The 21,169-nt window shown below is 68.5% G+C and carries 18 protein-coding genes; 9 read left to right on the top strand and 9 right to left on the bottom strand.

The annotated features are described in order from the left end of the window. Positions 1 to 17: 17 nt before the first annotated feature. From gyrA to dnaA, 7 genes are all read right to left on the bottom strand, one after another. Positions 18 to 2,609: a DNA gyrase subunit A gene (gyrA, locus tag ABZZ79_RS14535; RefSeq protein WP_356689266.1), complete on the bottom strand. Its 2,592-nt coding sequence runs from the start codon at positions 2,607 to 2,609 to the stop codon at positions 18 to 20. Positions 2,610 to 2,651: 42 nt separating this feature from the next. Continuing rightward, complete coding sequence (gene gyrB / locus ABZZ79_RS14530) at positions 2,652 to 4,724, bottom strand: DNA topoisomerase (ATP-hydrolyzing) subunit B (RefSeq protein WP_356689265.1); 2,073 nt, start codon at positions 4,722 to 4,724, stop codon at positions 2,652 to 2,654. Positions 4,725 to 5,242: 518 nt separating this feature from the next. Next, positions 5,243 to 5,770: a DciA family protein gene (locus ABZZ79_RS14525; protein WP_356689264.1), complete on the bottom strand. Its 528-nt coding sequence runs from the start codon at positions 5,768 to 5,770 to the stop codon at positions 5,243 to 5,245. A 34-nt stretch (positions 5,771 to 5,804) separates the two neighbouring features. Then, positions 5,805 to 6,962 (bottom strand): DNA replication/repair protein RecF, encoded by a 1,158-nt coding sequence (gene recF, locus ABZZ79_RS14520; protein ID WP_356689263.1) that lies wholly within the window; start codon positions 6,960 to 6,962, stop codon positions 5,805 to 5,807. A 71-nt stretch (positions 6,963 to 7,033) separates the two neighbouring features. After that, a complete protein-coding gene (gnd, locus tag ABZZ79_RS14515; protein ID WP_356689262.1) occupies positions 7,034 to 7,909 on the bottom strand; it encodes a phosphogluconate dehydrogenase (NAD(+)-dependent, decarboxylating) in 876 nt (291 codons plus the stop codon). A gap of 196 nt (positions 7,910 to 8,105) precedes the next feature. Further along, positions 8,106 to 9,236, bottom strand: coding sequence for a DNA polymerase III subunit beta (gene dnaN / locus ABZZ79_RS14510; protein ID WP_356689261.1), 1,131 nt, complete (start codon positions 9,234 to 9,236; stop codon positions 8,106 to 8,108). A 1,018-nt stretch (positions 9,237 to 10,254) separates the two neighbouring features. Then, positions 10,255 to 12,264 carry a chromosomal replication initiator protein DnaA gene (dnaA, locus tag ABZZ79_RS14505; protein WP_356689260.1) on the bottom strand — a complete coding sequence of 670 codons (2,010 nt, stop codon included), beginning with the start codon at positions 12,262 to 12,264 and terminating at the stop codon, positions 10,255 to 10,257. Between the two features lie 399 nt (positions 12,265 to 12,663). Here dnaA and rpmH point away from each other — a divergent pair, with 399 nt between their 5' ends. The 9 genes from rpmH to ABZZ79_RS14460 all read left to right on the top strand — a co-directional run bounded on the left by rpmH (position 12,664) and on the right by ABZZ79_RS14460 (position 19,588). Beyond that, positions 12,664 to 12,801 (top strand): 50S ribosomal protein L34, encoded by a 138-nt coding sequence (gene rpmH, locus ABZZ79_RS14500; RefSeq protein ID WP_016644655.1) that lies wholly within the window; start codon positions 12,664 to 12,666, stop codon positions 12,799 to 12,801. Between the two features lie 21 nt (positions 12,802 to 12,822). Beyond that, positions 12,823 to 13,194, top strand: coding sequence for a ribonuclease P protein component (rnpA, locus tag ABZZ79_RS14495; protein ID WP_356689259.1), 372 nt, complete (start codon positions 12,823 to 12,825; stop codon positions 13,192 to 13,194). Further along, entirely contained in the window at positions 13,191 to 13,553 is a 363-nt protein-coding gene (gene yidD, locus ABZZ79_RS14490; protein WP_356689258.1) for a membrane protein insertion efficiency factor YidD, read from the top strand. The genes rnpA and yidD overlap by 4 nt, the downstream gene beginning before the upstream one ends. Before the next feature lie 3 nt (positions 13,554 to 13,556). Then, positions 13,557 to 14,831: a membrane protein insertase YidC gene (yidC, locus tag ABZZ79_RS14485; RefSeq protein ID WP_356689257.1), complete on the top strand. Its 1,275-nt coding sequence runs from the start codon at positions 13,557 to 13,559 to the stop codon at positions 14,829 to 14,831. 15 nt (positions 14,832 to 14,846) lie between these two features. After that, on the top strand, positions 14,847 to 15,359 hold the full coding sequence (locus ABZZ79_RS14480) for a R3H domain-containing nucleic acid-binding protein (protein WP_356689256.1): 513 nt from the start codon (positions 14,847 to 14,849) through the stop codon (positions 15,357 to 15,359). Between the two features lie 126 nt (positions 15,360 to 15,485). Next, a complete protein-coding gene (rsmG, locus tag ABZZ79_RS14475; protein ID WP_356689255.1) occupies positions 15,486 to 16,202 on the top strand; it encodes a 16S rRNA (guanine(527)-N(7))-methyltransferase RsmG in 717 nt (238 codons plus the stop codon). A gap of 287 nt (positions 16,203 to 16,489) precedes the next feature. Continuing rightward, the gene (locus tag ABZZ79_RS14470) at positions 16,490 to 17,563 is read left to right on the top strand and encodes an AAA family ATPase (RefSeq protein ID WP_356689394.1); all 1,074 of its coding nucleotides are present in this window, start codon (positions 16,490 to 16,492) and stop codon (positions 17,561 to 17,563) included. After that, the gene (locus ABZZ79_RS14465; RefSeq protein ID WP_356689254.1) at positions 17,560 to 18,660 is read left to right on the top strand and encodes a ParB/RepB/Spo0J family partition protein; all 1,101 of its coding nucleotides are present in this window, start codon (positions 17,560 to 17,562) and stop codon (positions 18,658 to 18,660) included. The genes ABZZ79_RS14470 and ABZZ79_RS14465 overlap by 4 nt, the downstream gene beginning before the upstream one ends. Before the next feature lie 310 nt (positions 18,661 to 18,970). Further along, the gene (locus tag ABZZ79_RS14460) at positions 18,971 to 19,588 is read left to right on the top strand and encodes a GNAT family N-acetyltransferase (RefSeq protein ID WP_356689253.1); all 618 of its coding nucleotides are present in this window, start codon (positions 18,971 to 18,973) and stop codon (positions 19,586 to 19,588) included. A gap of 108 nt (positions 19,589 to 19,696) precedes the next feature. On the opposite strand, the gene trxA is transcribed toward ABZZ79_RS14460, so the two are convergent. Both trxA and trxB read right to left on the bottom strand, forming a co-directional pair. After that, entirely contained in the window at positions 19,697 to 20,029 is a 333-nt protein-coding gene (gene trxA, locus ABZZ79_RS14455; RefSeq protein ID WP_356689252.1) for a thioredoxin, read from the bottom strand. Positions 20,030 to 20,067: 38 nt separating this feature from the next. Then, positions 20,068 to 21,030 carry a thioredoxin-disulfide reductase gene (trxB, locus tag ABZZ79_RS14450; protein WP_356689251.1) on the bottom strand — a complete coding sequence of 321 codons (963 nt, stop codon included), beginning with the start codon at positions 21,028 to 21,030 and terminating at the stop codon, positions 20,068 to 20,070. Positions 21,031 to 21,169: the final 139 nt, after the last annotated feature.

Raw genomic sequence — 21,169 nt, 5'->3', positions numbered from 1 at the left:
ATGACTCACTCCTCGTGCTACTCGGCCGAGGGCGCTTCACCCTCGTCCGTGCCGGTGGTCGCGACGCCTTCGGCGGTCTCGTCGACGGCCTCGTCGCCGTCGACCTCCTCCGCCTCGCGCCCCGCCTCGGCGTTGCGTGCGATGCCGACCACGGCATCGCGCTTGCCCAGATTGATCAGTTGGACGCCCATGGTGTCACGGCCCGTCTCCCTGACCCCGCTGACTCGCGTACGAATCACACCGCCGGACAGCGTGATGGCGAGGATCTCGTCCGACTCCTCGACCACCAGCGCGCCGACGAGAGAACCGCGGTCCTCCACGATCTTGGCGGCCTTGATACCCAGGCCACCGCGACCCTGGACGCGGTACTCGTCGACAGCGGTCCGCTTCGCGTACCCGCCGTCTGTGGCAGTGAACACGAACGTACCGGGTCGAACAACATTCATCGAGAGCAGCTCGTCCCCCTCGCGGAAACTCATGCCCTTCACACCCGAGGTGGCACGGCCCATCGGACGCAGCGCGTCGTCGGTGGCCGTGAACCTGATCGACTGCGCCTTCCTGCTGATCAGCAGCAGATCGTCCTCGGCCGAGACCAGCTCGGCGCCGATCAGCTCGTCGTCGCTGCCGTCCTCGCGCTCACGCAGGTTGATGGCGATGACACCGCCGGAGCGCGGGGAGTCGTAGTCCTTCAGCGGGGTCTTCTTCACCAGGCCCGCCTTGGTCGCCAGGATCAGGTAGGGCACCGCGTCGTAGTCGCGGATCGCGAGGATCTCGGCGATCGCCTCGTCCGGCTGGAAGGCCAGCAGGTTGGCGACGTGCTGGCCGCGCGCGTCCCGGCCGGCGTCGGGCAGCTCGTAGGCCTTCGCCCGGTACACCCGGCCCTTGTTGGTGAAGAACAGCAGCCAGTGGTGCGTGGTGGAGACGAAGAAGTGGTCGACGATGTCGTCTTCCTTCAGCTTCGCGCCTCGCACGCCCTTGCCGCCGCGCTTCTGGGCGCGGTAGTCGTCCGCCTTGGTGCGCTTGACGTAGCCGCCGCGCGTGACGGTGACGACGATGTCCTCCTCGGCGATGAGGTCCTCGATGGACATGTCACCGTCGTAGGGGATCAGCTGGGTCTTGCGGTCGTCGCCGTACTTCTCGACGATCGCGGCGAGCTCCTCGCTGACGATGCCGCGCTGGCGGACCGGGGAGGCCAGGATCTGGTTGTACTCGTTGATCTTCAACTGGAGCTCGTCGTGCTCCTGGACGATCTTGCGCCGCTCCAGGGCCGCGAGACGGCGGAGCTGCATCTCCAGGATCGCGTTGGCCTGGATCTCGTCGATCTCCAGCAGGTCCATCAGGCCGTGGCGGGCGATCTCGACGGTGTCGCTGCGCCGGATCAGGGCGATGACCTCGTCGATGGCGTCCAGGGCCTTCAGCAGACCGCGCAGGATGTGCGCGCGCTCCTCGGCCTTGCGCAGCCGGAAGCGCGTCCTGCGGACGATGACCTCGATCTGGTGCTGCACCCAGTGGCGGATGAAGGCGTCCAGGGACAGCGTGCGCGGCACGCCGTCGACCAGCGCCAGCATGTTGGCGCCGAAGTTCGTCTGCAGGTCGGTGTGCTTGTAGAGGTTGTTCAGCACGACCTTGGCGACCGCGTCCCGCTTCAGGACGATCACCAGGCGCTGGCCGGTGCGGCTCGACGTCTCGTCACGGACGTCGGCGATGCCGCCGATCTTGCCGTCCTTCACCAGGTCGGCGATCTTCTGGGCCAGGTTGTCGGGGTTCACCTGGTACGGCAGCTCCGTGACCACCAGGCACTGGCGGTTCTGGATCTCCTCGACCTGGACGACCGCGCGCATGGTGATCGAGCCGCGGCCGGTGCGGTAGGCCTCCTCGATGCCCTTGCGGCCCACGACGAGCGCGCCGGTCGGGAAGTCCGGGCCCTTGATGCGCTCGACGAGGGCGTCCAGCAGCTCCTCGTGGGAGGCCTCGGGGTTCTCCAGGTACCACTGGGCGCCGGCCGCGACCTCGCGCAGGTTGTGCGGCGGGATGTTGGTCGCCATGCCGACCGCGATACCGGCGGAGCCGTTGATCAGCAGGTTCGGGAAGCGGGCGGGCAGGACGGTCGGCTCCTGGGAGCGGCCGTCGTAGTTGTCCGTGAAGTCGACGGTCTCCTCGTCGATGTCACGGACCATCTCCATCGACAGCGGCGCCATCTTGCACTCGGTGTAGCGCATGGCGGCCGCCGGGTCGTTGCCCGGGGAGCCGAAGTTGCCGTTGGAGTCGACGAGCGGCATGCGCATCGACCAGGGCTGGGCGAGACGGACCAGGGCGTCGTAGATGGAGCTGTCGCCGTGGGGGTGGTAGTTGCCCATGACGTCGCCGACCACGCGGGCGCACTTGTAGAAGCCGCGCTCGGGGCGGTAGCCGCCGTCGTACATCGCGTACAGCACACGCCGGTGGACGGGCTTGAGGCCGTCACGGACGTCCGGCAGCGCGCGGGAGACGATGACGGACATCGCGTAGTCGAGATACGAGCGCTGCATCTCGGTTTCGAGCCCGACGGGCTCGACGCGCAGCGCGAGTGCCTCTTCGCCCGGCGTCACGGGAGTGTTCTCGTCGGTCATTGCTGGTGAGGATCCTTCCTGGTGCGGTCAGCTGAGACCGACTCAGATGTCGAGGAAGCGGACGTCCTTGGCGTTGCGCTGGATGAACTGGCGGCGCGCCTCGACGTCCTCGCCCATCAGGACGGAGAACAGGTCGTCGGCCTGGGCGGCGTCGTCGAGGGTGACCTGGCCGAGGACGCGGTGCTCCTGGTCCATGGTCGTCACGCGCAGCTCCTCGGCGTTCATCTCGCCGAGGCCCTTGAAGCGCTGGATGGAGTCCTCGCGGATGCGCTTGCCGCGCTGGCGGCCCATCTCGATCAGGGCGTCGCGCTCGCGGTCGGAGTAGGCGTACTCCACGTCCTCACGGCCCCACTTGATCTTGTACAGCGGGGGACGCGACAGGTAGACGTGGCCGGCCTCGACCAGCGGCCGCATGAAGCGGAACAGGAAGGTCAGCAGCAGCGTGTTGATGTGCTGGCCGTCGACGTCGGCGTCCGCCATCAGGATGATCTTGTGATAGCGGAGCTTCTCGATGTCGAAGTCCTCGTGCACGCCCGTGCCGAAGGCGGAGATCAGCGCCTGGATCTCCTGGTTCTGCAGGATCTTGTCGATCCTGGCCTTCTCGACGTTGAGGATCTTGCCGCGGATCGGGAGGATCGCCTGGACCTCGGGGTTGCGGCCGGACTTGGCCGAACCGCCGGCGGAGTCACCCTCGACGATGAAGATCTCGCACTTGATGGGGTCGTTCGACTGGCAGTCGGAGAGCTTGCCCGGCAGGGACGCGGTCTCCAGCAGGCCCTTGCGGCGGGTGAGGTCGCGCGCCTTGCGGGCCGCCACGCGCGCGGTGGCCGCCTGGATGCCCTTGCGGACGATGTCCGCCGCCTCGTTCGGGTTGCGGTCCAGCCAGTCGCTGAGGTGCTCGTAGACGGCCTTCTGCACGAAGGTCTTCGCCTCGGTGTTGCCCAGCTTGGTCTTGGTCTGGCCCTCGAACTGCGGCTCGCTCAGCTTGACCGAGATGATCGCCGTCAGACCCTCGCGGATGTCGTCACCCGTGAGGTTGTCGTCCTTCTCGCGCAGCAGCTTCTTGTCGCGCGCGTACTTGTTGATCAGGTTGGTCAGCGCGGCGCGGAAGCCCTCTTCGTGGGTGCCGCCCTCGTGCGTGTGGATGATGTTCGCGAACGAGTAGACGCCCTCGGTGTAGCTGCTGTTCCACTGCATCGCGACTTCGATGGAGAGGTGCCTCTCCCGGTCCTCGGCCTCCAGGTCGATGACGGAGGGGTGCACCACGTCGCCCTTGCGGGAGTTGAGGTACTTCACGAAGTCGACGATGCCGCCCTCGTAGTGATACGAGACGGTCTTGACCTCGGCCTTCTCGTCACCGCCGGCCTCGTCGGCGCCCGAGGTGGCCTTCGCGGACTCACGCTCGTCGGTGAGCTTGATGGTCAGGCCCTTGTTGAGGAACGCCATCTCCTGGAAACGCCTGGAAAGCGTCTCGAAGGAGTACTCCGTGGTCTCGAAGATCTCCGGGTCGGCCCAGAAGGTCACCGTCGTACCGGAGTCCTGGACCGCCTCGTGCTTGGCCAGCGGGGCCGTCGGGACGCCCTGCTTGTAGTCCTGCGTCCACCGGAAGCCGTCGCGCTTGATGTCGACGCTCACCTTGATGGACAGCGCGTTGACGACCGAGACGCCGACGCCGTGCAGACCACCGGAGACCGCGTAGCCGCCGCCGCCGAACTTGCCGCCCGCGTGCAGCACGGTGAGCACGACCTCGACGGCCGGCTTCTTCTCGACGGGGTGGATGTCCACCGGGATGCCACGGCCGTTGTCGACCACGCGCACGCCGCCGTCGGCGAGGATCGTGACGTCGATCGTGTCCGCGTGCCCGGCCAGCGCTTCGTCGACGGAGTTGTCGACGACCTCCTGCACCAGGTGGTGCAGGCCTCGCTCACCGGTCGAGCCGATGTACATGCCCGGCCGCTTGCGGACCGCGTCCAGACCTTCGAGGACGGTGATCGCGCTGGCGTCGTACGCTGTGACCTCGCCGTTCGCGGCGTTGGCCGCGGCGGCGTCGGTGGACGGGATGTTCTCGTTGGGGTTGCCGGAATCGGCCACGAAGCGCCCTTTCTGGCACAGCACGAGCCGAGCTCGTCGGCGGTTGCCGGAGCGGCTGCGGCATGTTGCGTTGGTAAGCCTTGATCAGCGTTGCTCAGCTTCTCCCGGGCGTCCCCCACAGTGCGGGGCGGGATTGTCTCCAGTCTACCGGTAGCACTGACACTGATGGGGGTTTGCCGGTGCCTGAGTCCTCATGTGCCGCCCTGAACCCGGCTCGGCCGACTCCCGATATACGGATGGGGGCTCCAAGAGGCTCACGGAGCCACTCAGCGCTTCGACCCGTCAACCCTTCGCTACTCCCGGGTCAGGTCGGGATTCGCACCCGCGTGCGGTTGCACGACGGACCGGCGAGGGGTGCGGGAAAGGGGGACGTGAGGAGGGGTGAATGTGAGTTCGATCACTCTTTCGGGGATCGCGGGATCTGAGCCCCGCACGCCACCCGTACACCCCGCACAGGCCGCCCGCGAACACGCCACCGGCCACGACGCGACCCCACCGCGCCAGGGCACGACCCCGTCCGGAACGGCGGCCCCGAAGGACCGTCAGCCGTAGGTGTCGCCCGGACCGGTGCTCCCCGGTGCCCGCAGCGGACCGTAGCGGCGAGGCGTCCCGCCGGGGCCCATGACCTTCAGAAGACGGACCGCGCCCTGGCCGAGGTCCTGGTTCAGACGGGCGACCAGCGTCGGCGCGAGCAACCGCAGGTTCGTCGCCCACGCCGTCGAGTCGCAGCGCACGATCAGCACCCGCTCGTCCTCGTCGTAGCGCTCGGGCACACAGTGCTTGGCCACGTCCTCGCCGACGATCTGCGGCCAGCGCCCCATGACACCGCCCACCGCCGCCGGCGTCTCCCAACCGCGCTCGCTGATCAGCCGGTTGATCGCCGAGCCCAGCGCCAGCGGGTCCCGGCCGTCGGCGCGTGCGCCGGAGCGCAGTCCCCCGCGCCGCGCCTGCTTCTTCTGCTGCGCCGCGTCACCACGCGCGCGTGCCGCCTCCTTCGCCGCGCGAAGCGCCACGCGCGCGAGGTCTACGCCGGACGGCTCGGGCGCCTTGGGCTTGTCGGACTCGCTCATCAGCGCTGCTCCCGCGAGGTGAGGACATCGGCGCTCATACGCGCTCCACCGTCCCGCCCGACACCTCGTACCGCGCCCCGGTCAGCACATCCGGCACATCGTCGTCCACCGCCGCCGTCACCAGCACCTGCTCGCCCGGCGCCACCAGCTCCGCCAGCCGCTCCCGCCGCCGGGCGTCCAGCTCGGCGAACACGTCGTCCAGGATCAGCACCGGCTCGTTGCCCTCGGCCCGCAGCAGGTCGTAGGAGGCCAGCCGCAGCGCCAGCGCGTAGGACCAGGACTCGCCGTGCGAGGCGTATCCCTTGGCGGGCAGCTGACCGAGCTTGAGCTGCAGATCGTCCCGGTGGGGTCCGACGAGGGTGACGCCCCGCTCGACCTCCTGCTTACGGGCCTCCGCGAGTGCGGCCATCAGCTGGGCGTAGAGGTCCTCGCGCGAGTGCGCCTCGCCGGGCGCCGACGGCTTGTACTCCAGCGAGAGCGGTCCGCCCCCGGGCGCCAGCTGTTCGTACGCCTTGTCGGCCAGCGGCTGGATCGCCGCGATCAGATCGAGGCGCTGCGCCAGCAACTCGGCTCCCGCGCGCGCGAGATGCTGGTCCCAGACGTCGAGCGTGGACAGATCCGACCCCGCGCTCGAATCCGCTCCCTCGGGACGTGCGCCCCTCCGTCCGCCGTGCCGCCGCGCCAGCGCGGCCGTCTTCAGCAGGGTGTTGCGCTGCTTGAGCACCCGCTCGTAGTCCGAGCGCACCCCCGCCATCCGCGGGGAACGCGCGGTGATCAGCTCGTCCAGGAACCGCCGCCGCTCGCCCGGGTCCCCCTTGACCAGCGCCAGATCCTCCGGCGCGAACAGCACCGTCCGTACGATGCCCAGCACGTCACGGGGTCTGACCTGCGAGGACCGGTTGATACGGGCGCGGTTGGCCTTGCCCGGGTTCAGCTCCAGCTCGACCAGCTGCTGCCGCTCTCCCTGCCGCACCTGCGCCCTGATCACCGCCCGGTCGGCGCCCATGCGCACCAGGGGCGCGTCGGAGGCCACACGGTGGCTGCCGAGCGTGGCGAGATAGCCCACGGCCTCGACGAGGTTCGTCTTCCCCTGGCCGTTCGGCCCGACGAAAGCGGTGACGCCCGGGTCGAGCGGGACTTCGACCCGGGCGTACGAGCGGAAGTCGGCCAGCGACAGGTGCGTGACGTGCATGGTCGTTCGCCGACCTCCCCCGGCTTCCCGGTGTTGCCTGTTGCGCTCTCGAATAGGTGCTTCGGGAGCGTCTACTTCTTCTCGACCGCGTGGCCACCGAACTGGTTGCGCAGCGCCGCGATCATCTTCATCTGCGGAGAGTCGTCCTGGCGGGAGGCGAACCGCGCGAACAGCGACGCCGTGATCGCCGGGAGCGGGACGGCGTTGTCGATCGCCGCCTCCACGGTCCAGCGGCCCTCGCCGGAGTCCTGCGCGTAACCGCGCAGCCCGTCCAGGTGCTCGTCCTCGTCGAGGGCGTTGACGGCCAGGTCCAGCAGCCAGGAGCGGATGACGGTGCCCTCCTGCCAGGAGCGGAAGACCTCGCGGACGTTCTCCACGGAGTCGACCTTCTCCAGCAGCTCCCAGCCCTCGGCGTAGGCCTGCATCATCGCGTACTCGATGCCGTTGTGGACCATCTTCGCGAAGTGGCCCGCGCCGACCTTGCCGGCGTGCACCGCGCCGAAGTCGCCCTCGGGCTTGAGCGCGTCGAAGACCGGCTGCACCTTGGCGACGTTCTCCGCGTCGCCGCCGTACATCAGCGCGTAGCCGTTCTCCAGGCCCCACACACCGCCGGAGACGCCGCAGTCGACGAAGCCGATGCCCTTGGCGGCCAGTTCCTCGGCGTGCTTCTCGTCGTCCGTCCAGCGGGAGTTGCCGCCGTCGACGACCACGTCGCCCGGCTCCAGCAGCTCGGCGAGCTCGTCGACGGTGGACTGCGTGGCCCCGCCGGCCGGGACCATCACCCAGACGACGCGCGGACCCTTGAGCTTGCCCACAAGCTCTTCCAGGCTGTGGACATCCGCGAGGTCCGGGTTGCGGTCGTATCCGACGACGGTGTGGCCCGCGCGGCGGATCCGCTCGCGCATGTTGCCGCCCATCTTGCCGAGGCCGACGAGACCGAGCTCCATCAATGGTTCCTTAGGTTGCTGTGGCGTGTCAGGCACCTTCGTACCTGTGTCCGAGCCTAAACCCGGACGGTCACGCACACCTGTGGGCATACCCGCTCATACGTACGCCCACATGCGCCGCCTCACCTGCGATTTTCCCCACAGGCCGGGGGACTTTTCCCACGGCCTGTGGACAACTAGTCGCGGGCGACGGGGCTCAGCCGCTGAGGCGCACCGGCATGATCAGGTACTTGTACGCCTCGTCCGCCTCCGCGTCGAGCGCCGGCTTGCCGCTGAGCAGCGCGGGCTTGGTGGAGGTCGTGAAGGACAGCTGCGCCACCGGGGAGTCGATCGCGCTCAGGCCGTCCAGCAGGAAGGTCGGGTTGAAGGCGATCGAGATGTCGTCGCCCTCCAGCTGGGCGTCGACCCTCTCCACAGCCTGTGCGTCGTCGCTGGAACCGGCCTCCAGGATCAGCACACCCTGCTCGAAGCTGAGGCGCACCGGGGTGTTCCGCTCGGCGACCAGGGCCACACGCTTGACGGCCTCCACGAACGGGGCGGTCTCGATCACGGCGATGGAGTTGAACTCCGTCGGGAACAGCGTGCGGTACTTCGGCAGGTCGCCTTCCAGCAGGCGGGTCGTCGTACGACGGCCGGCGCCCTCGAAGCCGATCAGGCCCTCGCCCGAGCCCGAGCCGGACAGCGCCAGGATCACGCTGTCGCCGCTCGTGAGCGCCTTGGCGGTGTCCAGGAGCGTCTTGGCGGGCACCAGGGCGACCGCGGAGGCCTCCGGGTTCTCCGGCTTCCACAGGAACTCGCGGACCGCGAAGCGGTAGCGGTCGGTGGAGGCCAGCGTCACGGTGTCGCCCTCGATCTCGATGCGCACACCGGTCAGGACGGGCAGCGTGTCGTCACGGCCGGCCGCGATGGCGACCTGGGAGACGGCGGAGGCGAAGACCTCGCCGGGGACCGTGCCGGTCGCGTTCGGCATCTGCGGCAGCGCCGGGTACTCCTCCACAGGCAGGGTGTGGAGCGTGAACCGCGAGGAGCCGCAGACCACGGTCGCCCGTACACCGTCTGTGGAAATCTCCACCGGCCGGTTGGGGAGGGCGCGCGAGATGTCGGCCAGCAGGCGGCCGGAGACGAGGACGGTGCCCTCCTCGTCGACCTCCGCCTCGACGCTGACCCGTGCCGAGACCTCGTAGTCGAAGCTCGACAGGCTCAGCTGGCCGTCCTCGGCCTTCAGCAGCAGGCCGGCGAGGACCGGCGCCGGTGGACGGGCCGGGAGGCTGCGCGCCGCCCAGGCCACTGCCTCCGCGAGTACGTCGCGTTCCACCCGGATCTTCACCGTAAGCCGCCTCCTGCTGTTGCCGGCGCTTCTCGCCCTGCTTCGCTTCGTCGTCTGTCTCGGTGTCGCCGGCCACTGGGACGGGCAGGACACCGGGGACCAGTCTGACGCACCGCACTGACAGTCGGTGCCTCTCGGGGTCAAGTCGTGACGAGGCGCGGTCGGGCGCCGGAGAGCGAGTTGTGCACAGGCCCCGCTTCAAAGCGATTCCCGGACTCTCTCTAGTCGGGAGTAGTAGTAGGGGCTGTGGATACCGTGGATAACCCCGTTTTCGCAGGTCAGAGCCCAAATTTTGTCCCCAGGCCCTGTGGGCGGAGGCGGTGGACAACTGGGGTCATCTGTGGAGAACGGAAAGTTCTGCACACGCCATGCACAGGATGGGGCGAGTTCTCCCCAGCGTCGTCCCCAGCTTTACCCATCTTTCCCACAGGCCAACCCGGCAACTTCGTGTGACGGCTTTCACTCGACCCGGTGGGCAGGGGCGTCGGGTTGCCGAACAGTGGACAGACATGTGGAGAAGCCGGGAATCATTGGGGACAACAGGCCTCAGCCTGTGGGTTGTCGGTGGAAAACCTTGTGCACAGGGTGTGGATCGCCGAGTTCTCCACAGTCTGTGGAGAACTTTCATCCACGAATCCACAGGCAGGTGACCTGGTCTGATGTTCCTTCAACAGGGTCTGCTGTGGACACGGTTCGGGACAACTCCACGGTCCCCAGCATGTGGACGGAAGAAAGTCGGCAAATCTGTGGAGAGTGGCCGTAACCCGGCTCGAATTCGAACAGTGGATGACTCGCCGGAAACATGAAGGGCGCCCCGGGAGTCGTTCCCGAGGCGCCCTTGGTGCGCTCCTGGTGCGTCGTGAGGGCCGTTTCCGGGGCACCTTCGAGCGTCCGGACGGCTCTGGGTGAGGCGGTCCTGGACCGGTTGGTGAGGGCTCGGCGGGCCTGGAAGCGGTCGGTGGTGGGGTCCGGCGGTACGTGACAGGTCTCGGCGGACCTGAACCGGTCCGTGAAGGGCTCAGCCGGCCTTGATGCGGTTGGTGAGCTCGGTGACCTGGTTGTAGATCGAGCGCCGCTCGGCCATCAGATTCCGGATCTTCCGGTCCGCGTGCATGACCGTGGTGTGGTCGCGGCCGCCGAACAGCGCGCCGATCTTCGGCAGCGACAGATCCGTGAGCTCACGGCACAGATACATGGCGATCTGCCGGGCGGTCACCAGCGCGCGGCCGCGCGAGGTGCCGCACAGGTCCTCGACGGTCAGCCCGAAGTAGTCCGCCGTGGCGCTCATGATGGCCGTGGAGGTGATCTCCGGGGCGGAGTCCTCCCCGCCGGGGATCAGGTCCTTCAGGACGATCTCCGTCAGGCCCAGGTCGACCGGCTGCCGGTTCAGGGACGCGAAAGCCGTCACCCGGATCAGCGCGCCCTCCAGCTCACGGATGTTCCGCGAGATCCGGGAGGCGATGAACTCCAGTACCTCCGGCGGGGCGTTGAGCTGCTCCTGGACCGCCTTCTTGCGCAGGATCGCGATACGCGTCTCCAGCTCCGGCGGTTGGACGTCGGTCGTCAGACCCCACTCGAAACGGTTCCGCAGCCGGTCCTCCAGCGTCACCAGCTGCCGGGGCGGCCGGTCGCTGGAGAGCACGATCTGCTTGTTGGCGTTGTGGAGGGTGTTGAAGGTGTGGAAGAACTCCTCCTGCGTCGACTCCTTGTCCGCCAGGAACTGGATGTCGTCGACGAGCAGGATGTCCATCTCGCGGTAGCGCTTGCGGAAGCTGTCGCCCTTGCCGTCGCGGATGGAGTTGATGAACTCGTTGGTGAACTCCTCCGAGCTCACGTACCGCACCCGCGTACCCGGGTAGAGGCTGCGCGCGTAGTGCCCGATCGCGTGCAGCAGGTGCGTCTTGCCGAGCCCCGACTCCCCGTAGATGAAGAGGGGGTTGTACGCCTTGGCGGGTGCCTCGGCGACGGCCACCGCGGCCGCGTGCGCGAAGCGGTTGGACGCGCCGATGACGAACGTGTCGAAGAGGTACTTCGGGTTCAGCCGCGCGGTCGGCTCACCCGGACCACCGGCCGGCGTGGGCGAGGCGCCCAGCGGTCCGCCGCCGGGCGCGCCCACGGAAGCCGGGCCTCCGGCGCCGCCGCGGTGCGCGGGGCCGGGGCCGGACGGCGGCTCGGGCAGCTGGCGGCGGGCGTCGCGCTGGTCGTAGTCCACGCGCGTCTGGTCGTACGACGGCCGCTCCGGCGCCTGCGGGCGGTAGTCCTGGGCGGACGAGCCGTAGGGGTCCTTGGGCGGGGAGCCGTAGGGGCTCTGGGAGGAGGGCGAGGCGTACGGATCGCGGTCACGGTCGCGGTCGCGGTCCGTGTAGGCGTCGCGTTCGCGGTCCGCGTACGGGTCGCGGTCGGCATAGCCGTCACGGTCACGGTCACGGTCGCGATCCGCATAGCTGTCCCGCTCACGCTCACGGTCACGTTCGCGGGGGTCGCGGTCTGCGTACGGGTCGCGCTCCGGGAAGCCCAGGCGTGGCTGCTGCCAGCTGTACTCGTCCTGGGCGGGGCGCGGCCAGGCGCCCGGCTCGGGGCGCTGGTACTCCGCCGGGTAGGCCGGGCGCGCGGTCGGGAGCTGCTCGCCGGTGCCCGGCAGCGGCTCGGCACGGTGGCGGCCGTAGCTCTCGTACGGGGCGGGCTCGGGCTCGTCGTAGCGCGTGGGCGACTGCGGCTGGGGGGCGGGCGGTTGAGGGGCCGGGGGCTCGCCCGCGGAGTCGTCCACGGTGATCGCGATACGGATGGGGCGGCCGCACTCGCGGCTCAGTTTTTCGCTCACGATCGGCGCGAGACGGCCCTCGAGCACGTTCTTCGCAAACTCGTTCGGTACGGCCAGCAGCGCGGTGTCGGCGACCAGCGCGAGCGGCTGGCAGCGTCGGATCCAGTGCTCGTCCTTGGCCTCGACACCCTGCCCGCGGCCCTCACCGAGAAGTTGCTCGAGTACTCGTGGCCACACTGCGGCAAGATCGGCAGGTACGTCAGCCACAGGGCACGCTCTCTCACAGGTCCCACGAACGTGTGGTTCACGGGACGGATCGGGATGTAGATCGGGGCGGGTCGGGTGGAACAAACCCGCTGCGCGGGTGACAAGGGAACGAATCGGAGTTCAGCCACGGTAGTCAGCGCGGCGGGTAGGGTTCAAGTTGTTGTCCCCAGCCTGTGGACAGTGTCTCCCGTCGACCCCTGGTTTGACCGGATGGCGTAGCCCCGCGTACCGTAACCAGGTCGAGTTGTCGATGGCTGCTGCCGCCTGCCTCCGATGGGCACAGATCGCGTCTAGGTGATCGGAAAGCGGTGCACTCGGGCGTAACGCGAGCTACTCGTGGGCGCACGGTGACAGCCAGGACGGCACCCCGCCACTACTGATTCTTTCTGGAGCCCCCGAGTGAGCAAGCGCACCTTCCAGCCGAACAACCGTCGTCGCGCGAAGACCCACGGCTTCCGGCTGCGTATGCGCACCCGTGCCGGCCGCGCCGTCCTGGCGTCCCGCCGTAGCAAGGGTCGCGCCCGACTGTCCGCCTGATCCCGGTCAGGTCATGCCGTCGTGCTGCCCACCGAGAACCGGCTGAGGCGGCGCGAGGACTTCGCGACCGCGGTACGACGAGGACGCAGGGCCGGTCGCCCTCTTCTCGTCGTCCACCTTCGAAGCGGTGCCACGGACCCGCACGCGCCTGGGGAGAGCGCTCCTCCGACGCGTGCGGGTTTCGTCGTGAGCAAGGCCGTGGGTGGAGCGGTCGTGCGCAACAGAGTCAAGCGCAGACTTCGTCACCTCATGCGTGACCGGGTGGCAATCCTGCCCCCCGGTAGCCTGGTAGTGGTACGAGCGCTGCCCGACGCGGGCGACGCCGACCACGAACACCTGGCCCGAGACCTGGACGCCGCACTGGAGCGGCTCCTGGGAGGGGGCGCTCGATGAAGTACCCGCTGCTGGCACTGATCAAGCTGTACCAGTGGACGATCAGTCCATTGCTCGGGCCGGTGTGCAAGTACTACCCGTCGTGCTCCCACTACGGGTACACCGCCATCGACCGGCACGGTGCGATCAAGGGCACTGCCTTGACCGCCTGGCGCATCCTTCGTTGCAACCCGTGGTCTCTGGGCGGCGTGGACCATGTCCCGCCGCGCAAGCGCCCCCGGTGGCACGAAATGCTGCGCGACGCCTGGCGCTCACGCAAGGGCGGGCCCTCCGCCGCCGAACCGGCCATTGACGGACGCGATTCCTCCGGTCCGTCGAGCCCGGCCGCAGAGACCTCGTCCCATGCCCAAGGAGCATGATTAGTGGACACGATTGCAAGCCTCTTCAGTTTCATCACCACGCCCGTCTCCTGGGTCATCGTGCAGTTCCACAGTCTGTACGGTGCGATCTTCGGACCCGACACGGGCTGGGCCTGGGGCCTGTCCATCGTGTCCCTGGTGATCGTCATCCGGATCTGCCTGATCCCGCTCTTCGTCAAGCAGATCAAGGCCACGCGGGCGATGCAGACGCTCCAGCCTGAGATGAAGAAGATCCAGGAGCGCTACAAGAACGACCGGCAGCGCCAGTCCGAAGAGATGATGAAGCTGTACAAGGAGACGGGTACCAACCCGCTCTCCTCGTGCCTTCCCATCCTGGCCCAGTCGCCGTTCTTCTTCGCCCTGTACCACGTGCTCAACGGCATCGCGAACGGTGAGACCGTCGGTGTCATCAACCAGAGCCTGCTGGAGAGCGCGCAGCAGGCGCACATCTTCGGGGCCCCGCTGGCCGCGAAGTTCACCGACAGCGCCGCCGAGGTCGCCGCGCTGGACGCCTCGCTGGCCACCGTCCGCATCGTCACCGCGGTCATGATCGCCCTGATGTCGCTGTCGCAGTTCTACACGCAGCGCCAGCTGATGACGAAGAACGTCGACACCAGCGTGAAGACGCCCTTCATGCAGCAGCAGAAGATGCTGATGTACGTCTTCCCGGTCATCTTCGCCGTCTTCGGCATCAACTTCCCGGTCGGTGTCCTCGTCTACTGGCTGACCACCAACGTGTGGACCATGGGCCAGCAGATGTACGTCATCCACAACAACCCGACCCCGGGTTCCAAGGCCCAGGCCGCCTACCTGGAGCGCCTCTACAAGCACGTCACGCACCACGGCAAGACCCGCAACCGCCGCGAGAAGGCCATCGTGAAGGCCATCGTCGTCAAGGGCCGGGACCGCAACGACCATGAGCGCAAGTTCATCAACGGCCTCGGCAAGGCGGGTCTGGCGGCCCAGGCCGACGGCACCGTGATCAAGAGCGAGGGCGCCGTCGCCACCGTGACCGAGGACGGCGCGCCCACGACCGTGGCGGCCACCGCACCGGCCAAGCGCCAGCAGCCCAAGCGGCAGAGCAAGTCGCAGCGTCAGTCCGGTAACCCCAAGGCCGCCGACGAGGACACCTCGCCCGAGACGTCCGACACACCTGAGGACTCCGCCCCGGCCGCGCAGAAGCGAGCCGAACCGAAGCCCGGCTCCGGTACTCGCAGCAAGGCTCAGTCCGGGCAGCGCAAGGGTCCGCAGCGTCCCAAGTCCCCGTCCAAGAAGTAAGAAGGAGCCCATCCCGTGACGGAAGGCACCACCTCCGCCGCTGCCGAGGGTGCAGACACCCTGACCCGCCTGGAGCAGGAGGGCGAGATCGCGGCGGACTACCTTGAGGGTCTGCTGGACATCGCCGATCTCGACGGCGACATCGACATGGACGTCGAGGGCGACCGCGCCTCTGTCTCGATCATCAGTGAGGCGGGCGGCCGCGACCTGCAGAAGCTGGTCGGTCGGGACGGCGAGGTGCTGGAGGCGCTCCAGGAGCTCACGCGCCTGGCCGTGCACCGGGAGACCGGCGACCGCAGCCGTCTGATGCTGGACGTCGCGGGCTACCGGGCCAAGAAGCGCACCGAGCTCGCCGAACTGGGCGCCAAGGCCGCGGCCGAGGCCAAGAGCAGCGGCACCCCGGTGAAGCTGAATCCGATGACCCCGTTCGAGCGCAAGGTCGTGCACGACGCGGTCAAGGCCGCGGGGCTGCGCAGCGAGTCCGAGGGCGAGGAGCCCCAGCGCTTCGTCGTCGTGTTGCCCGTCTGATCGGTCCGCACGATCCACCGGCCCCGTCTGTAGCGCAGACGGGGCCGAATTTTGTCAGCCTGATAGTTCTGGTGGTTCTGGTGTCGGCGCCCACCGCGCCGATGCCGTACGGAAGGACGGTCCCCCGTGACGGAGGCAGCGGAGCTTCCCCCTGCGCCCGAACAGGCACGTGCGGTCTTCGGCGCTCGTTTCCCGGACGCGGTCCGGTATGCGGAGCTGCTTGCCGAGGCGGGCGTGCAGCGTGGCCTGATCGGCCCACGCGAAGTGCCGCGTCTGTGGGAGCGGCATCTGCTGAACTGCGCGGTGCTCTCCGAGGTCGTGCCCGAGGGCGTCACGGTCTGCGATGTCGGCTCAGGCGCCGGCCTGCCCGGCATTCCGCTCGCCCTCGTTCGCGAGGACCTGAAGATCACTCTTCTGGAGCCCCTCCTTCGGCGTACGACCTTTCTGACCGAGGTCGTGGAGCTGCTGGGCCTGGACCATGTCACGGTCGTCCGCGGCCGTGCCGAGGAGGTCATGGGCAAGCTGCCTCCGGTCCATGTGGTCACCGCCCGTGCCGTCGCCCCGCTGGACCGCCTCGCCACTTGGGGCATTCCACTGCTGCGGCCCTACGGGGAGATGCTCGCGCTCAAGGGAGACACCGCGGAGGAGGAGCTCAAGAGCTCGGCCACCGCGCTGAGCAAGCTCGGTGCCGTGGCGACGTCCGTCCTTCACGTGGGCGAGGGCGTGGTGGACCCGCTGTCCACCGTCGTGCGCGTGGAGGTCGGCGAGAGTCCGGGCGGTGTGCGCTTCGCTGCCAAGCGGGCGAAGGCGGCCCGTACGGGACGGACACGCCGGCGCCGCTGAGCCCTGGGTGGTGGGGCGGCGTACTCCACACAAGCTGCCCAACCCGTGTATGACGGAGTGTCGCGAGAGTTCGGCCCTGGACGCTGTGCATCGTGTTTCACGTGAAACGTCGCTCACTGCTGCACGGCATCATCAGTCGAGGCCGCGCCGCGGCCGAACCTCGCGAACGCAAGCCTCTCGGTTCGCTGGACAAGCCTGTCGGTTCACTCGAAGCGGGATCGGAGTTGTCCACAGAGGTGGATTTCTCCACACAAGCACCGGCCTCACTGGTTCACGACCCCGAAGACATGGGAGGCTCTGTTCATTGCGAGCCTGAAGTCGAGGAGAGTGAATCCTTGCGGTCCGACGCCAACATCGCGGGACCGATGACCGATCCGGTCCCTGGTCCCCGTACCGAGTCGCTGGGGGAGGATGTTTCACGTGAAACACCGCCTCCGATGGACGACACCCCCATCGGTCGTGCCGCCCAACTGGCGGTCGAGGCTCTGGGACGCGCTGGGGAGGGCCTGCCGCGGCCCGAGCAGACCCGGAACATCGTTGTCGCCAACCAGAAGGGCGGGGTCGGCAAGACGACGACGACCGTCAATCTCGCCGCGTCCCTGGCTCTGCACGGCGCCCGGGTCCTGGTGATCGATCTCGATCCTCAGGGCAACGCGTCCACGGCCCTCGGAATCGACCACCACGCCGACGTCCCGTCGATCTACGACGTACTGGTCGAGAGCAGACCGCTCGCCGAGGTCGTACAGCCCGTCCCCGATGTCGAGGGCCTCTTCTGCGCCCCCGCCACGATCGATCTGGCCGGTGCGGAGATCGAGCTGGTGTCCCTGGTGGCACGGGAGAGTCGGCTTGAGCGGGCCATCCAGGCCTATGAGCAGCCGCTGGACTACGTCCTCATCGACTGCCCGCCCTCCCTCGGGCTGCTGACGGTCAACGCGATGGTCGCGGGCCAGGAGGTCCTCATCCCCATCCAGTGCGAGTACTACGCGCTGGAGGGTCTGGGGCAACTGCTGCGCAACGTCGACCTGGTCCGGGGGCACCTCAACCCCGCCCTGCATGTGTCGACGATCCTGCTCACCATGTACGACGGCCGGACGCGCCTGGCGTCTCAGGTCGCGGACGAGGTGCGCAACCACTTCGGCGACGAGGTGCTGCGGACGAGCATTCCCCGCTCTGTCCGCATCTCCGAGGCGCCGAGCTACGGACAGACGGTGCTGACCTACGATCCCGGATCGAGCGGTGCCCTGTCCTACCTTGAGGCCGCACGAGAGATCGCGCTGAAGGGCGTCGGCGTCAGCTATGACCCGACCCGCGCCCACATCGGCGCCCAGAGCAACCCGAGCATGGTGGAGGGGATCCAGTGAGTGAGCGACGGAGGGGACTGGGCCGAGGACTCGCCGCACTCATCCCCGCGGCCTCCACGGAGAAGACGCCGGCCGCAGACGAGGTGGGGAGCGTCGGCTCCACGCCTCCCGCGGCGGTCCCGGTACTGACGGCCGAGCGGGGAGTGGCCGCGGCCAAGGTGGCCATGCTGCCTCCTGTTTCACGTGAAACAGATGACTTCCCGGTGCCCGCCCCGGTGGAGACGCCCGCGGCTCCCATCGGCGCCCACTTCGCCGAGATCCCGCTGGACGCCATCACGCCGAACCCGCGCCAGCCGCGTGAGGTCTTCGACGAGGACGCTCTGCACGAACTGATCACCTCCATCCAGGAGGTCGGTCTGCTGCAGCCCGTCGTCGTCCGGCAGGTCGGCGCCGGCCGCTACGAGCTCATCATGGGCGAGCGGCGCTGGAGGGCCTGCCGTGAGGCCGGCCTGGAGGCCATCCCGGCGATCGTCCGGCACACGGACGACGAGAAGCTTCTCCTGGACGCCCTCCTGGAGAACCTCCACCGGGCCCAGCTGAACCCGCTGGAAGAGGCGGCCGCCTACGACCAGCTCCTGAAGGACTTCAACTGCACGCACGACCAGTTGGCGGACCGCATCGGCCGGTCCCGTCCGCAGGTCTCCAACACCCTGCGGCTGCTGAAGCTCTCGCCCACGGTTCAGCGTCGGGTCGCGGCCGGGGTGCTGTCCGCCGGTCACGCCCGAGCACTGCTGTCCGTGGAGGACGCGGAGGAGCAGGACCGTCTGGCCCACCGGATCGTCGCCGAGGGGCTCTCGGTGCGTGCGGTGGAGGAGATCGTGACCCTGATGGGGTCGCGGCCGCAGAAGGCTCCCCGAGCCAAGGGACCCCGTGCGGGCGCGCGGCTCTCCCCGGCCCTCACCGATCTCGCGGGCCGACTGTCGGACCGCTTCGAGACCCGGGTGAAGGTCGACCTGGGCCAGAAGAAGGGCAAGATCACGGTCGAGTTCGCTTCGGTGGAGGACCTTGAGCGCATCCTCGGCACGCTGGCTCCCGGCGAGGGGCCGGTTCTGCAGAAGAGCCTGCTGGACGGCGACTCCGACGACGCGGAGGACTGAGCCGCCCCCGCGTGGGGCACGCCAGGTGAGCGAGCCGTGTCCGGTGTGTACCGGAACACGGTTCGCTCTTTGCTTTCTGTCGGTATCGAGTGAATCTCCTGGTGGATACGATGCGATCGGAAAGGCGCATCCACCTGGCATTACCTCAAGGGGAGGCAGGGGCCGTGCGAACGATGAGCCGGACCGGACTGGTGAGCGCGGGACTGGGCCTGGGCGCCGTAGGAGGATTCGTCGTCGGACTGCTCAGAGAACACAGCGCTCTGACTGCCGCCCGCGATGCCGCGGGCGAAGGAAGCGAGGAACAGCCTTCATGGGGCGTCGGCTTGCACCGCTCACGCTGGACAACCTTGAGGACCTTCCCCAGCGCTGCCACTCGTGCGTCTTCTGGGAGCTCGATCCGGTCAGCGGGGAGGCCGCGGTAAGAGCCGGCACGTCGGCCATGGAGAAGGAGTCGTGGATCTCCGCCGTCCTGCTGGACTGGGGATCGTGCGGCAGGGTCGTCTATGTCGACGACGTCCCCGTGGGCTTCGTCCTCTACGCGCCGCCTGCCTATGTCCCCCGCTCCACGGCGTTCCCGACGAGTCCCGTGTCCCCCGATGCCGTCCAGTTGATGACGGGCTTCATCCTTCCCGGCTACCAGGGCCAGGGACTGGGCCGGGTGATGGTGCAGACGGTCGCCAAGGACCTCCTGCGGCGCGGCTTCAAGGCGATCGAGGCGTTCGGGGACGCCCGCTGGAAGGAGCCCGCCTGTCTGCTGCCCGCCGATCATCTCCTCGCTGTCGGCTTCAAGACGGTCCGACAGCATCCCACTCACCCCCGGCTGAGGCTGGAGCTGCGCACCACCCTCTCCTGGAAGGAAGACGTGGAGATGGCGCTGGACCGGCTGCTGGGAGCCGTCCAGAAGGAACCGGCGCTGCGTCCCCTCTGACGCCTGCCGCACCGTGAGACGCCTGCCGCAGCATGAAGGGGGCCGGCCCTGTCGGGTCGGCCCCCTTCATGTTTCACGTGAAACGTCGGAGCGCTTCACATCCGAGAGTCACTCGGCGATGAAGTCCTCGAGGTCGCGCAGGATCGCGGCCTTCGGCTTGGCACCGACGATGGTCTTGGCGACCTCACCGGACTGGTAGACGTTCAGCGTCGGGATCGACATGACGCCGTACTTGGCAGCCGTGGCCGGGTTCTCGTCGATGTTGAGCTTGACGATCTCGATCTTGTCGCCGTGCTCGGCGGCGATGGCCTCGAGGGACGGAGCGATCTGACGGCACGGGCCGCACCAGGCAGCCCAGAAGTCCACCAGGACGGGCTTGTCGCTCTTGAGGACGTCCTGCTCGAAGGAATCGTCGGTCACGTTCTTCAGGGTGCCGGCCACAGGGGGCTCCTTTGTGGTGTGCGTGGGGTGGGTGGAGGTCAGACGGTCGCGGGCTCGGCCTTGTCCTCGTCCGCGAGGGCGGCGAGGAAGCGCTCGGCGTCGAGCGCGGCGGAGCAGCCGGTGCCGGCCGCGGTGATCGCCTGGCGGTAGGTGTGGTCGACGACATCACCGGCGCCGAAGACGCCGGTCAGGTTCGTCCGGGTGGAGGGGGCGGCCACCTTGAGGTAGCCCTCCTCGTCCAGGTCCAGCTGGCCCTTGAACAGCTCGGTGCGCGGGTCGTGGCCGATCGCGATGAACAGGCCGGTCACCGGGAGGTCGGAGAGCTCACCGGTCTTGACGTTGCGCAGCTTCAGGCCCGCGAGCTTCTGGTCGCCCTGGACCTCGGCGACCTCGCTGTCCCAGACGAACTTGATCTTCGGGTCGGCGAAGGCGCGGTCCTGCATGGCCTTGGAGGCGCGCAGGCTGTCGCGGCGGTGGACGATCGTCACGGACTTGGCGAAGCGCGAGAGGAAGGTGGCCTCCTCCATCGCGGTGTCGCCGCCGCCGATCACGGCGATGTCCTGGTCCCTGAAGAAGAAGCCGTCACAGGTGGCACACCAGGAGACACCGCGGCCGGACAGGGCGTCCTCGTTGGGCAGGCCGAGCTTGCGGTGCTGGGAGCCGGTGGCGACGATGACGGCCTTGGCCCGGTGGACCGTGCCGGCGGTGTCGGTGACGGTCTTGATCTCACCGGTGAGGTCGGCGGAGACGATGTCGTCGGGAATGAGCTCGGCGCCGAAGCGCTCGGCCTGGCCGCGCATGTTGTCCATGAGCTCCGGGCCCATGATGCCGTCCTGGAAGCCCGGGAAGTTCTCCACCTCGGTGGTGTTCATCAGCGCACCGCCGGCGGTGACGGCACCCTCGAACACCAGGGGCTTCAGCGACGCGCGCGCGGTGTAGAGCGCCGCCGTGTAGCCGGCGGGCCCGGAGCCGATGATGATCACGTTACGGACGTCGCTCACGGCTAGTTTCCTCGTCTCTGGACTGCGTCGTTCGACCGGTGGGAGCCCCTCGGAACTCTCACCCCACCCAACGGATCCTAAGGGGCGCGCATTCCCACTGTGTCCGGGCACACCAAGGGGCGAGACAGGCGGGGCCCAA

The organism is Streptomyces sp. NPDC006458 (genome assembly GCF_040612135.1).
Taxonomy (GTDB): domain Bacteria; phylum Actinomycetota; class Actinomycetes; order Streptomycetales; family Streptomycetaceae; genus Streptomyces.
The sequence above is the reverse complement of the archived record's forward strand: the minus strand, read 5'-3'. Positions and strand labels throughout refer to the sequence as shown.

Bases quoted from the DNA above. Each gene is read 5' to 3' on its own strand.
- gyrA (WP_356689266.1), bottom strand. From the start codon at position 2,609: ATGACCGACGAGAACACTCCCGTGACGCCGGGCGAAGAGGCACTCGCG.
- ABZZ79_RS14525 (WP_356689264.1), bottom strand. From the start codon at position 5,770: ATGAGCGAGTCCGACAAGCCCAAGGCGCCCGAGCCGTCCGGCGTAGAC.
- recF (WP_356689263.1), bottom strand. From the start codon at position 6,962: ATGCACGTCACGCACCTGTCGCTGGCCGACTTCCGCTCGTACGCCCGG.
- gnd (WP_356689262.1), bottom strand. From the start codon at position 7,909: ATGGAGCTCGGTCTCGTCGGCCTCGGCAAGATGGGCGGCAACATGCGC.
- yidD (WP_356689258.1), top strand. From the start codon at position 13,191: ATGAAGTACCCGCTGCTGGCACTGATCAAGCTGTACCAGTGGACGATC.
- ABZZ79_RS14470 (WP_356689394.1), top strand. From the start codon at position 16,490: ATGGGAGGCTCTGTTCATTGCGAGCCTGAAGTCGAGGAGAGTGAATCC.
- ABZZ79_RS14460 (WP_356689253.1), top strand. From the start codon at position 18,971: ATGGGGCGTCGGCTTGCACCGCTCACGCTGGACAACCTTGAGGACCTT.